The organism is Bacillus sp. es.036 (genome assembly GCF_002563635.1).
In the GTDB taxonomy this organism is placed as follows: Bacteria; Bacillota; Bacilli; order Bacillales; family Guptibacillaceae; genus Guptibacillus.
Window position 1 is genome coordinate 1,095,791 of sequence record NZ_PDIZ01000001.1, and the last position, 13,472, is coordinate 1,109,262.

A 13,472-nucleotide genomic window follows, 5' to 3' on the forward strand; every position below is an offset into this window, starting at 1 on the left:
TTAAGAATGAAATGAGGTGCAGGAGATGAAACAATCAAAATACTTTAATCCAACTCTTCGTGACAATCCAGCTGATGCAGAAATTAAAAGTCATCAGCTCCTTGTCCGAGCTGGTTTTATGCGTCAAAATGCGTCAGGTATTTATTCATACCTTCCATTAGGCAAAAAAGTATTAATGAAAATCGAAGAAGTCATTCGGAAAGAGCTCGATGGAGTTGGGGCACAGGAGCTCTTAATGCCAGCGATTCAGCCAGCTGAATTGTGGCAGGAAACAGGTCGTTGGGATGTTTATGGACCTGAGTTAATGCGATTAAAAGATCGTCACGGACGACCTTTCGCACTTGGGGCTACGCATGAAGAATTAATTACGAGTCTTGTTCGAGATGAGCTAAAATCGTACAAGCAGTTGCCTGTTACGTTATATCAAATTCAAACAAAGTATCGCGATGAGCGTCGTCCTCGCTTTGGCTTGCTGCGTGGCAGAGAATTTATTATGAAAGATGCTTACTCTTTCCATTCTTCTGATGAGCAGCTTGATGACGCCTATCAGACGATGCATAGCGCTTATAGCCGTATTTTCACAACACTCGGTTTAAACTTCCGTCCAGTTGTGGCTGATTCTGGAGCAATGGGCGGAAAAGATACAGAAGAATTTATGGCACTTTCTAGCGTTGGAGAAGATACGATTGCATACAGCGACTCTTCGGATTATGCTGCTAATATTGAGATGGCAGAGGTCCACGTTACTTATCAGAAACCAGATGAGGCAGAAGCTCCTTTAACTGAAGGAAAAGGTGAGGCTTCAGCAGATCGCCAAATTCATGCAACTCTACTTAAAGTACAAGAGGAAACCATTCTTGTCTTAGTAAGAGGCGATCATGAATTAAATGACATCAAGGTGAAAAACCTTTTTGGCACTGATTTGGTGGAAGTCATAAACGAAGAAGTAGATGTGAAAACATTTAGTGGAAAGATTATGGCCGATCATGCTGTTAGTTCGATTGTAAATGGTTCTTTAACAGGTAAGCATGCTTATCAAAATGTGAATCCGGATCGTGACTTTAACATCGAACGTTATGAAGACCTTCGCTTTATTCAAGAAGGAGATCCATCTCCTGATGGGAACGGTACGATTGTATTTGCAGAAGGCATTGAAATTGGACAGGTATTTAAACTTGGTACAAAATATAGTGAAACAATGGGCGCGTCTTACCTTGATGAGGGTGGAAAAGCGAAACCGATGATCATGGGCTGTTACGGCATCGGGGTCTCAAGAACGCTCGCAGCTATAGCTGAACAAAATGCAGATGACAATGGACTTAGATGGCCGCTAGCTGTGACTCCGTTCGATGTTCATTTGATTACGATTAACGTGAAAGATGATGAGCAGACAGCTTTATCTGATCGTCTTTATGATACGTTGCGCGAGCAGCGCTACGATGTTCTTTACGACGATCGCAAAGAGCGTGCGGGTGTTAAGTTTAAAGATGCCGACCTCATCGGACTTCCGATAAGAGTGATTGTAGGTAAGAAAGCTAATGAAGAAATAGTCGAAGTAAAGCGAAGAGATACAGGTGAGTCTATGGAAGTTCCAGTTAATGACTTGAACAAGACAATCCAGCAGCTTTTAACACAAATGAACTAAAACTGTGGATAGGTGCCATTGGTACCTTCCACCTTTTTTTTCGCTACCTCTTCGCATTTTAAGAAGGAGGAAGAATTGAATGGACCAGGATTTAAACATACGGAAAGAACGTCTCCAGCTGCTCCTTCAACAAATATCGGTTCCAGAAAAATTCGTTGACTACTTCAAGGATGGGTACATTTCAAAGTTAACGGTCTATAAAGAAACGAGGAAGTGGCATTTTGACTTTCACTTTCCAGACGTTCTTCCTTTTCATGTATACGAGCTATTTCGCAGTCGCTTGCAAGATGGATTAAAGCACATTGCCGAGGTGACCTATAGCATTGCTACGGACTCAGGAGGAAATGAAGAACTTGCCATGGCTTATTGGGAAAACGTTGCGGAACTAATGCAAGATCATTCTGCGTCTTTAACCAACGTTTTAAAAAAGCAGACTCCGAAAATTAGTGGCAATAAGCTAATCGTTACGGTACGTAATGAAACAGAAGCAGCGATTGCTAGAAGGAAATTAGCAGCACCGCTAGCTGACTGTTACACAAATGCCGGCTTTCCGAAATACATGCTTGAAGTAGAAGTGAAAGCTTCTGAGCAGGATTACCAGAAATTTGTTGAACAAAAGCAGCAAGAAGATCAATCCAAAATGATGGAAGCCTTGATTGAGAAAGAAAAAGCAGATAAATCTTCAAGCAAGAACGTGCCGGATTCACTCGTCATTGGGTACAAAATTAAAGAAGATCCCGTGCCAATCGAAACGATTCAGGATGAAGAACGTCGTATCGCTGTTCAAGGTTATGTTTTCCACGCCGAAACGAAGGAACTTAGAAGTGGTCGAACATTATTAACCTTTAAAATAACCGATTATACGGATTCAATTCTAGTTAAAATGTTCTCTCGTGATAAAGAAGATGTGCCGATTTTAGAAGCTGTTCGAAAAGGCATCTGGGTGAAAGTTCGCGGTGGCATTCAAAATGATACGTTCGTTCGTGATCTTGTCATGATTGGGAATGATTTAACGGAAATCAAACCTGACTTGCGACAGGACGAAGCACCTGAAGATGAGAAACGAATTGAACTGCATGCGCATACCCAAATGAGTCAAATGGATGCAGTTAGTACAGCTGGAGGATTGATCTCTCAGGCAGCTAAATGGGGACATCCAGCGATTGCAATCACAGACCATAATGTTGTTCAATCATTTCCTGATGCTTACGCTGCTGGGCAAAAGCATGGCGTTAAAGTGATTTATGGTCTTGAAGCTGATCTTGTCGATGATGGTGTACCGATGGCGTACAATGAAGCAGATCGAGATCTTGAAACAGGTACTTACATCGTTTTTGACGTTGAAACGACGGGACTGTCCGCTGTTTACAACAAAATCATCGAACTGGCAGCTGTAAAACTAAAAGATGGTGAAATTGTTGACAAATTTGAGCGTTTTGCAAATCCGCATCATCCGCTTTCTTCAACAACAATTGAACTAACGGGTATTACCGATGATATGGTGACGAATGCACCTGAGATTGAAGATGTAATTAAAGATTTTCATGAGTTTATGGGAGATGACATTCTCGTTGCCCATAATGCTAGCTTTGATATGGGGTTCTTAAATGTTGGATTACGTAATGCCGGTTTAGGCGAAGCGACGAACCCGGTTATTGATACGCTCGAATTGGCTCGTTTTCTTTATCCTGAAATGCGAAATCACCGATTAAATACGCTTTGTAAAAAGTTTGATATTGATCTTACACAGCATCACCGAGCGATTTATGATGCGGAAGCTACAGGATATTTATTATGGAAGCTAGTGAAGGATGCTCTCGAGCGAGAGATAACGAATCACAATATGCTAAATGACAATATGGGCCAAACGGGCTTTCAGCGTACCCGACCGTCTCATACCATTATTTTGGCGAAAAATGATGTTGGGTTAAAGAATTTATTTAAGCTTGTTTCGCTATCGCATATCGATTATTTTTATCGAAGCGCTCGGATACCACGTTCTAAGCTTGAGAAGTACCGAGAAGGCCTGCTTATTGGTTCTGGCTGTGATAAAGGGGAAGTATTCGAAGGGATGATGCAAAAGTCTCCTGAAGAAGTTGAGGACATAGCGAAGTTCTATGATTACCTCGAAGTTCAGCCTCCTCAAAATTACATGCATTTAATTGAGAAAGAACTTGTTCAAGATGAAATGGCTTTAAGAGAAATTATCGGTAAGATCGTGAAGCTTGGTGAGAAATTGAACAAACCCGTCGTAGCGACTGGGAATGTACACTATCTCGAGCCGGAAGATCATATCTACCGAAAGATTTTAATTAAAGCCCAAGCGGGTAACCCGTTAAATCGTCAAACGCTTCCGCAAGTTCACTTTAGAACGACGAATGAAATGCTCGATTGCTTTCATTTCCTTGGTGCAGAAAAAGCGAAGGAAATCGTCATTCAGAAGCCACGGGTAGTAACCGATTTAATCGACGACATTAAACCGATTAAAGACGACCTTTTCACACCTCGAATTGAAGGTGCCGATGAAGAAATGCGTCAAATGAGCTATGGGATGGCTAGAAGTATCTATGGCGATGAGCTTCCTACTATTGTTGAAGAAAGACTTGAAAAAGAGCTAAAGAGTATTATCGGTCACGGTTTTGCTGTTATCTATCTTATTTCTCATAAGCTTGTAAAAAAGTCGTTAAACGACGGCTATCTAGTAGGATCTCGTGGTTCAGTTGGGTCTTCTTTTGTGGCTACCATGACAGAAATTACGGAAGTTAACCCACTACCGCCGCATTACGTCTGTCCTTCTTGTAAGAAATCGCAGTTCTTTGACGATGGGTCAGTAGGATCAGGGTTCGATCTTCCTGATAAAAACTGTGAAGATTGTAATATCCCTCTGACAAAAGATGGGCACGACATTCCATTTGAAACGTTCCTAGGGTTTAAAGGAGATAAGGTACCCGATATTGATTTGAACTTCTCGGGTGAATATCAGCCTCGTGCTCACAACTATACGAAGGAACTGTTTGGGGAAGACAATGTGTTTCGTGCAGGAACAATTGGTACGGTTGCTGAGAAAACGGCGTATGGTTATGTAAAGGGATATATGGGGGATCATGATCTTCACTATCGAGGAGCTGAGATTGATCGCCTTGTGTCAGGGTGTACAGGCGTGAAACGGACTTCTGGCCAGCACCCAGGTGGAATTATCGTTGTCCCAGACTATATGGATATTTATGATTTTTCACCAATCCAATTCCCAGCAGATGATAAAACATCCGCATGGAAAACAACGCATTTTGATTTCCACTCCATTCATGATAATCTTCTGAAGCTTGATATCCTTGGACACGATGATCCGACTGTTATTCGTATGCTTCAAGATTTAAGTGGGATTGATCCGAAAACAATACCAACTGATGATGCAGAAGTTATGAAGCTCTTCAGCGGAACCGAGTCTCTTGGCGTTACCCAAGATCAGATTATGTGTAAAACAGGAACTTACGGTATTCCGGAATTTGGAACACGTTTTGTTCGTCAAATGCTTGAGGATACGAAACCAAGTACTTTCTCTGAACTTGTTCAGATCTCAGGGCTATCGCATGGTACCGATGTATGGTTAGGAAATGCGCAAGAGCTCATCCAGGCTGGGACATGTAACTTAAGTGAAGTAATTGGTTGTCGGGATGATATTATGGTTTACTTAATTTATAAAGGTCTCGATCCGTCTCTTGCGTTTAAAATCATGGAGTTCGTACGAAAAGGGAAAGGACTTCAGGAAGAATGGGTAGCGGAAATGAAGAAGCATGATGTTCCTGACTGGTACATTGATTCTTGTTTGAAAATCAAGTACATGTTCCCGAAAGCTCACGCAGCTGCGTATGTATTAATGGCTGTTCGGATTGCTTATTTCAAAGTGCATCATCCGATTCTTTTCTATGCTGCTTATCTAACAGTAAGGGCAGATGATTTTGATATCGATACAATGGCAAAAGGATCCAATGCGATTCGAGCGAAAATCGAAGAGATTAACGAAAAGGGACTTGATGCATCACCAAAAGAAAAAAACCTCTTAACGGTGATGGAGATTGCGCTCGAAATGTCAGAACGCGGTCTTCGTATGCAGAAGGTTGACCTTTATCGATCAAAAGCTGCTGAATTCGTCGTTGACGGGGATTCGCTCATCCCTCCGTTCAATTCTCTACCAGGGGTTGGAACGAATGCTGCAATTAACATTGAAAACGCCAAAGAAGCCGGAGAGTTTCTTTCGAAAGAAGATTTACAGCAGCGAAGCAAGATTTCAAAGACAGTACTAGAATACTTGGATGACCATGGATGTCTTGAAGGACTTCCAGATGCTAACCAGCTTAGCTTGTTCTAAAGAGGAGCCTTCGCTTCTCTGTTGAATTGGTTATATGAGTATGGTATAGTAATTGTGGAAATACTAGTGAATACACACGCGACGGAAGAGTGGGGCTATCCCACTCTTTCGTTTTCGATTGGGACCCTGCTGTACAGGATCAGAAAGGAGGACAACCAATGAATGAAAATGTGATTACGGTTACTGAAGAACTAGTAAAACCAATAGCAGATGAAATGAACCTGGAACTTGTAGACATAGAATTCACGCAGGAAGGCAAGAATTGGTTTCTCCGTGTCTATGTCGATTCTCCTCGAGGTGTTGATATTGAGGAGTGCGGGACAATTAGCGAAAAGCTAAGTGAACAGCTAGATAAACATGATCCAATTACTCAACCTTATTTCCTCGAAGTTTCTTCTCCAGGTGCAGAGCGCCCGCTGAAGAAAAAGACTGATTTCGAGAAAGCGGTTGGAAAACAAGTCTATATGACAACTTACGAACCAATAGATGGAGAGAAAAGCTTTGAAGGTAAGCTTTCTGATTTTGATGGTGAAACGGTTGTGATTGAACAGCGAGTGAAAACGAGAATTAAAAAGGTAGAATTACCTTATGAAAAAGTAGCAAGCGCAAGGCTTGCGGTTGTTTTTTAATTAAAGGGGAGAATGAAAATGAAGAGTAGTGAGTTATTAGATGCGCTAACCATTCTTGAAAAAGAAAAAGGCATCAGCAAGGATATTATCGTTGAGGCGATTGAAGCAGCGCTTATTTCGGCGTACAAGCGAAACTTCCATCAGGCACAAAATGTAAGAGTCGATTTTAATCAGGACACTGGTTCGATCCGCGTATTTGCTCGAAAAGATGTCGTGGAAGAAGTGGAAGATTCTCGTCTTGAGATCTCACTCGAAGATGCCAAAGACATTGATCGTCAATATGAATTAGAAGATATCGTGGAAATCGAAGTAACGCCTCGTAATTTCGGTCGTATCGCAGCTCAAACAGCGAAACAAGTTGTTACTCAACGTGTCCGTGAAGCAGAACGTGGGATCATATTTAGCGAATTTATTGAACGCGAAGACGATATCATGACCGGAATTGTTCAGCGTCAAGATCATCGTTTTATTTATGTTGACCTCGGTCGAATCGAAGCACTTCTCCCTGCAGGTGAACAAATGCCGAATGAAACGTATCATTCTCATGATCGTATTAAGGTATATGTAACGAAAGTTGAAAAAACAACCAAAGGGCCACAGGTGATGGTTTCAAGAACTCATCCTGGTCTTCTTAAGCGTTTATTTGAACTTGAAGTGCCAGAAATTTTTGACGGCACTGTAGAAGTGAAGTCAATTTCACGTGAAGCTGGCGATCGATCAAAAATTGCCGTTCATGCCGAAGATCCTGAAGTGGATCCAGTTGGCTCTTGTGTAGGGCAACGCGGTCAACGAGTTCAGGCAATCGTAAATGAGCTTAAAGGCGAGAAAATCGATATTGTCAGCTGGTCTGAGGATATTGTGGAATATGTAGCAAACGCTCTTAGTCCTTCAAAAGTACTTAAAGTAAATGTAGATGAAGAAAACAAAATGACTCAGGTTATCGTACCAGACTATCAGCTCTCGCTTGCGATCGGGAAGCGCGGTCAGAACGCTCGTCTCGCAGCAAAGCTTACAGGATGGAAAATTGATATTAAGAGTCAATCTGAAGCGGAAGAACTCGGCATCTATAGTGCTGATGAAGCTCCTCTTTTCGAGGGAAATGACGCTGAAGATTCAGAGCTAGATTAAGCAAGATCGGGAGAGGTGTCCATCGTGCAAAAACGTAAAATTCCGATGAGAAAATGTGTCGCCTGTCAAGAAATGAAGCCAAAAAAAGAGCTCGTTCGAATTGTTCGTTCGCCTGAAGGGGTTATATCGATCGACCAAACGGGTAAAAAGAATGGACGAGGCGCATACCTTTGCAACAAAGAAGAGTGCTTTGCTCTTGCTAAAAAGCGAAATTCTTTAGCGGCTCATCTAAAAGCAGAAGTGACGGAAGATATTTATGCTGACCTCGCAGAATCGCGGTCAAACTAAATGAACAACAAGAATTGGGAGTCACTTCTAGGACTTGCTCAGCGTGCTGGCAAAGTTGTGTCTGGAGAAGAACTTGTGGTGAAGGAAATTCAGCGCAAGAGCGCCAAACTCGTTTTAATAGCGAATGACGCATCAGACAACACGAGAAAGAAAATTACGGATAAAGCAACTACTTATAAAGTCCCAGTATGTTTTGTTACAGGGCGCTATGAACTTGGTCATGCAATTGGCAAAGTTCAACGAGTCACGATAGCCGTTACTGATGCAGGGTTTGCGAAGAAACTTCACGCGATGCTCGATCAATAACTCGGGGGTGATCGTATGAGTAAGATGCGAATTCATGAGTATGCAAAAGAACATAATACTACTAGTAAGGATGTTATCGAAAAGTTAACAAGCATGAATATTACGGTAAAAAATCATATGTCTGTGATTGATGATCAGGCGATGGCTAAGCTTAATAACGATTCGAAACAATCCAAAAAGGGAAGCGACAAAAACAGTATGGAAAATAAAAACAATCGAAACAACCCAAAAGCAAATGCAAATCAAAAGAATAGTAAAAGCGCGCCAAACAATCGCCGCGGTGGACGTCGTCCTAACCGTCGTGGGAAAGGACAACCTCCTAAAAACACGGCTGCTCCAAGAAGATTGCCTTCTAAGGTAACGTTTATTGGTTCACTTACAGTAGGCCAACTTGCTGAAAAGCTAGGTAAAGATGCTTCTGAACTTATTAAAAAGCTAATGGGTCTTGGTGTAATGGCTACAATTAACCAGGAACTAGACAAAGATACTATGGAGCTCATTTGTGATGATTACGGCGTAAAAGTTGAAGAAGAAGAGCTGTTCGAAGTAACAGATCTTGATAATTACACAAGTGAAGACGAAGAAGGTAAGCTTGTTGAGCGTCCTGCTGTTGTGACGATCATGGGTCACGTTGACCACGGTAAAACAACACTACTTGACGGAATTCGCGATACAAAAGTAACGCAGGGTGAAGCAGGCGGTATTACGCAGCACATTGGTGCTTACCAGATTGAAGAGAACAATAAGAAAATCACGTTCCTTGATACTCCTGGACACGCAGCATTTACAACAATGCGCGCACGTGGAGCAAAAGTAACGGATATTACGGTTCTTGTTGTTGCAGCGGATGACGGCGTTATGCCACAAACGGTTGAAGCCATTAACCACGCAAAAGCAGCAGAAGTTCCAATTATCGTTGCAGTTAATAAGATGGATAAAGAAGGAGCAAATCCTGATCGCGTAATGCAGGAACTAACTGAGTATGAACTCGTTTCTGAAGCATGGGGTGGCGATACAATTTTCGTTAACCTTTCTGCCATTAAGCGTGAAGGTATTGACAATCTTCTTGAGACGATCCTCTTGATCTCAGAAGTAGAAGAGTTTAAAGCAAACCCTAATAAGCTTGCTACAGGTACAGTGATTGAAGCGCAGCTAGATAAAGGGCGCGGGCCAGTTGCTACACTTCTTGTACAAGAAGGGACGCTAAAAGTTGGTGATCCTGTCGTAGTTGGTAACACGTTTGGTCGTGTTCGTGCGATGGTCAACGATCTTGGTAAGCGTGTTGAAACAGCTGCACCTTCTACGCCTGTAGAAGTGACTGGTTTGAGTGACGTTCCAAATGCTGGTGATCGTTTTGTGGCATTTGAAGATGAGAAAACAGCACGTCAAGTTGGGGAAGCGCGTAATCAGCAGCAAATTGAAGCTCAGCGTAAAGAATCTTCAAAAATGAATTTGGATGATTTATTTGAAAAGATTCAGCAAGGCGATGTGAAAGATATCAATGTTATCGTGAAAGCTGATGTACAGGGTTCTGTTGAAGCACTTGCTGGCTCACTTCAGAAGATTGAAGTAGAAGGTGTGAAGATCAACATTATTCATACAGCTGTTGGTGCGATTACAGAATCAGATATTATTCTTGCTTCTGCTTCTAATGCGATCATTATTGGATTTAACGTACGTCCTGATTCAAATGCGAAGAAAGTGGCTGATTCTGAGCAAGTAGAAATTCGCTTGCATCGTGTGATTTATACAGCGATTGAAGAAATCGAGTCGGCAATGAAAGGAATGCTTGATCCAGTTTATGAGGAAAAAGTAATTGGTCAAGCTGAAGTACGTGAAACGTTTAAAGTTTCTAAAGTAGGTACAATTGCAGGATCTTACGTAACAGAAGGTAAAATCACACGTAATTCTGGCGTTCGTGTTATCCGTGACGGAATTGTCGTATTCGAAGGTGAAGTAGATACATTGAAACGCTTCAAAGACGATGCGAAAGAAGTGGCAAAAGGATACGAATGTGGTATTACACTTGCAAAGTTCAATGATGTTAAAGAAGGCGACATTATTGAAGCCTATATCATGGAGGAAGTAAAGCCTAAGTGATTGGATACGTCGAATGTGAATGCATCATTTACGATGCGCAATCCTTGAAGGAAAAAAGAGCTGTGCTTCAGTCGGTGATAAGCCGACTGAAACACAATAATCTTGCAATTTCTGAGCTTGATAGCCAGGATCTCTGGCAACATACTGTGATTGGTATTGTCACGACGGCTTCAAGCAAAACGGCGTGTGAGCGTGAGCTACAGCGTGCCATTTCATTGATTGACTCACGTCCGGATATCGAACTCACTCGAGCAACTTATGAGTGGCTTTAGGAAAGAAACGAGGTGTAACGATGAGTAATGTTCGCGCAAATCGTGTTGGTGAACAGATGAAGAAAGAACTTGGTGATATAATCAGCAGGAAGATTAAAGACCCGCGCGTAGGTTTCGTTACAGTAACAGCAGTCGAAGTTACGAATGATCTACAGCAAGCAACGGTATTTATTACGGTCCTTGGTGACGAAGAGAAGAAAGAAGCAACCCTGAACGGCCTTGCAAAAGCAACAGGATTTATCCGTTCTGAGATAGGGAAACGCATCCGTCTTCGTAAAACACCGGAGATTTACTTTGAATTTGATGAATCAATCGATTATGGTAACAAAATCGAACGACTTCTTGCAGATTTAAATCAAGCGGATGAGTAGTGACGAAGGGATAGGCAGGAATGTCTATCCTTTCTCTATGTCATCAGATTGAAAGGAGGAAGAGCATGAACGGCGTATTACCTTTAAAAAAACCGGCTGGGATGACCTCTCATGACTGTGTTGCCATAACTAGAAAGTTATTACACACTAAAAAAGTGGGACATACGGGAACGTTAGATCCTGATGTGACGGGCGTATTGCCATTATGCATTGGAAGAGCAACAAAAGTTGCACAATATATGACGGATTTCTCGAAAACGTATGAAGCGGTTATTACACTTGGATTTTCAACGACGACAGAAGATGCATCTGGAGATAAGGTGGATGAAAAGAACGTAGAGAAAATCCCATCAACTCATGAAATCGAAGAAGCCCTTGCAACGTTTAGAGGGACAATTGAGCAAGTTCCTCCGATGTATTCTGCTGTTAAAATAAACGGAAAAAAATTATATGAGTATGCATTCAAGGGAGAGGTCGTTGAGCGTCCGTCTCGAAAAGTCACTATTCATGAGCTTGAACGAATTGGTGAGGTAACAAAAGACGATGGAACTATTTCAATCCCTGTTCGTGTTACATGCAGTAAGGGGACTTACATTCGAACACTTGCGGTCGATATAGGAGAGCATCTTGGGTATCCAGCTCATATGTCATTTTTAATTCGCACCGCTTCTGGCCCATTTAAACTAGAAGAATGTTTGACATTTGATGAAATTAAACAGATGATAGAAGATGAATCGCTCTCTCTTTTCCCGATGGAATATGCTCTTTCTGCCATGCCATCTTTAACAGTCGAACCTGAGCTTGAAGCAAAACTTCAAAATGGAGCTGTACTTCCTCAGGTGGAAGAGATGACAGAAGATCGACTCGTTATGTACAATAAGGACGGAGAAGCAATTGCAATCTATCAAAAACATCCTGATAAACCTGGCTTAATGAAGCCTGAGAAAGTGTTTTCGAGATGAAGTTAGAAGGTGAAACCGTTGAAGACAATTTATTTATCGCATCCACATCAATTGAAGGCGGAACATCCTGCGGTCATGGCGCTTGGATATTTTGATGGCATTCACCGTGGTCATCAGAAAGTGATTTCGACGGCAAAAAAGATCGCTGATGAGAAAGGTGTAGAGTCAGCAGTTATGACTTTCTATCCTCATCCATCAGTCGTTTTAGGGAAATCCACCCCGCAAACGAAAGCCATTACTCCCCTTGATGATAAAATTGATTTAATTGAAGGAATGGGGATTGACGTTCTTTATATCGTGAAGTTCGACCAAACGATTGCGGGCATAACCCCACAACAATTTGTAGACGACTATATTATTGCTTTATCTGTTGTACACGTTGTCGCAGGGTTTGATTATACATATGGAAGCAAAGGGAGAGGCACGATGGATTCGCTTCCTTTCCATGCGCGAAATCAGTTTGATCAAACCGTTATTGATAAAGTTTCACAGCAAGATGAAAAAGTTAGCTCAACCCTTATTCGGTCATATATACGTGATGGAGCGGTAGAGAACATTGAAGCGGTTCTTGGTCGCCGTTATGTGGTTAAAGGAACGGTTGTAAAGGGAGACCAGCGTGGTCGTACAATAGGTTTTCCAACAGCAAATGTTGACCTAAAGGACGATTATCTTGTTCCTGATACAGGCGTTTACGCTGTGCGGATGCGGGCGAAAGAAGAGTGGATGGACGGTGTATGCAACGTCGGGTATAAACCAACGTTTTATGAAGAAAAGCCAGATCAGCCGTCTCTAGAAGTGCACGTATTTGATTTTAGCGGTGACTTATATGGCCAGCAGGTAGAGGTGGAGTTTTACGAGAAGATTCGCGGAGAAGTGAAATTCTCGTCCGTAGATGACTTGATTGCTCAAATTGGTCAGGATGCGAAAGACGCAAAGAAAATCTTGAAATAGATTTCCCTTGCATTTTAGAACGAAAACCTGTAATCTATTATCTGTACGACAAGTACACAACCTATACTGGGCAATCGAGTCACCGACGTTTGCGCGGTATCAGGGGATTAGAAATTAAGGAGGTGAAACGGATGGCAATCACACAAGAGCGTAAGCAAGAGCTTATCACTAAGTTCAAAACTCACGAGAATGATACTGGTTCTCCAGAGGTTCAAATCGCTGTCCTTACTGAGGAAATCAACAATTTGAACGATCATCTACGTTTCCACAAGAAAGACCACCACTCTCGTCGCGGTCTTCTTAAGATGGTTGGTAAACGCCGTAATCTTTTAACGTATCTTCGTAACAAAGACGTTACTCGTTACCGCGAACTTATCAAAGAACTTGGTCTACGTCGATAATGATTCAGAAAAGCGGGATATTTCCCGCTTTTTTATTAGGTTAAAAATAC

General features: G+C 42.0%; 11 protein-coding genes and 2 pseudogenes. All 13 read left to right on the forward strand.

All coding sequences use genetic code 11. From position 1 onward, the window contains the following. Nucleotides 1-25: 25 nt before the first annotated feature. The 13 genes and pseudogenes from ATG70_RS05680 to rpsO all read left to right on the forward strand — a co-directional run bounded on the left by ATG70_RS05680 (nucleotide 26) and on the right by rpsO (nucleotide 13,422). Nucleotides 26-1,645 (forward strand): proline--tRNA ligase, encoded by a 1,620-nt coding sequence (locus tag ATG70_RS05680; RefSeq protein ID WP_098443383.1) that lies wholly within the window; start codon nucleotides 26-28, stop codon nucleotides 1,643-1,645. Nucleotides 1,646-1,724: 79 nt separating this feature from the next. Beyond that, nucleotides 1,725-6,014 (forward strand): PolC-type DNA polymerase III, encoded by a 4,290-nt coding sequence (locus tag ATG70_RS05685; protein WP_098443384.1) that lies wholly within the window; start codon nucleotides 1,725-1,727, stop codon nucleotides 6,012-6,014. Nucleotides 6,015-6,172: 158 nt separating this feature from the next. Next, complete coding sequence (rimP, locus tag ATG70_RS05690; protein WP_098443385.1) at nucleotides 6,173-6,643, forward strand: ribosome maturation factor RimP; 471 nt, start codon at nucleotides 6,173-6,175, stop codon at nucleotides 6,641-6,643. 18 nt (nucleotides 6,644-6,661) lie between these two features. Beyond that, nucleotides 6,662-7,771: a transcription termination factor NusA gene (nusA, locus tag ATG70_RS05695; RefSeq protein ID WP_098443386.1), complete on the forward strand. Its 1,110-nt coding sequence runs from the start codon at nucleotides 6,662-6,664 to the stop codon at nucleotides 7,769-7,771. 24 nt (nucleotides 7,772-7,795) lie between these two features. Next, nucleotides 7,796-8,059: an RNase P modulator RnpM gene (rnpM, locus tag ATG70_RS05700; RefSeq protein ID WP_098443387.1), complete on the forward strand. Its 264-nt coding sequence runs from the start codon at nucleotides 7,796-7,798 to the stop codon at nucleotides 8,057-8,059. Further along, nucleotides 8,060-8,365 carry a YlxQ family RNA-binding protein gene (locus ATG70_RS05705; protein WP_098443388.1) on the forward strand — a complete coding sequence of 102 codons (306 nt, stop codon included), beginning with the start codon at nucleotides 8,060-8,062 and terminating at the stop codon, nucleotides 8,363-8,365. A gap of 15 nt (nucleotides 8,366-8,380) precedes the next feature. Continuing rightward, nucleotides 8,381-8,501, forward strand: a pseudogene (locus tag ATG70_RS22960) (translation initiation factor IF-2 N-terminal domain-containing protein); the annotation flags it as partial. Between the two features lie 212 nt (nucleotides 8,502-8,713). Further along, a pseudogene (gene infB / locus ATG70_RS05710) lies at nucleotides 8,714-10,465 on the forward strand (translation initiation factor IF-2); the annotation flags it as partial. Continuing rightward, nucleotides 10,462-10,737, forward strand: coding sequence for a DUF503 domain-containing protein (locus tag ATG70_RS05715; protein ID WP_098443390.1), 276 nt, complete (start codon nucleotides 10,462-10,464; stop codon nucleotides 10,735-10,737). The pseudogene infB and the gene ATG70_RS05715, both read left to right, overlap by 4 nt. 20 nt (nucleotides 10,738-10,757) lie before the next feature. Beyond that, nucleotides 10,758-11,108 carry a 30S ribosome-binding factor RbfA gene (rbfA, locus tag ATG70_RS05720; RefSeq protein WP_098443391.1) on the forward strand — a complete coding sequence of 117 codons (351 nt, stop codon included), beginning with the start codon at nucleotides 10,758-10,760 and terminating at the stop codon, nucleotides 11,106-11,108. Between the two features lie 65 nt (nucleotides 11,109-11,173). Beyond that, entirely contained in the window at nucleotides 11,174-12,070 is an 897-nt protein-coding gene (truB, locus tag ATG70_RS05725; RefSeq protein WP_098443392.1) for a tRNA pseudouridine(55) synthase TruB, read from the forward strand. An 18-nt stretch (nucleotides 12,071-12,088) separates the two neighbouring features. Beyond that, the gene (ribF, locus tag ATG70_RS05730) at nucleotides 12,089-13,021 is read left to right on the forward strand and encodes a bifunctional riboflavin kinase/FAD synthetase (protein ID WP_098443393.1); all 933 of its coding nucleotides are present in this window, start codon (nucleotides 12,089-12,091) and stop codon (nucleotides 13,019-13,021) included. 131 nt (nucleotides 13,022-13,152) lie between these two features. Beyond that, on the forward strand, nucleotides 13,153-13,422 hold the full coding sequence (gene rpsO / locus ATG70_RS05735; RefSeq protein ID WP_048309782.1) for a 30S ribosomal protein S15: 270 nt from the start codon (nucleotides 13,153-13,155) through the stop codon (nucleotides 13,420-13,422). The last annotated feature ends 50 nt before the right edge of the window (nucleotides 13,423-13,472 follow it).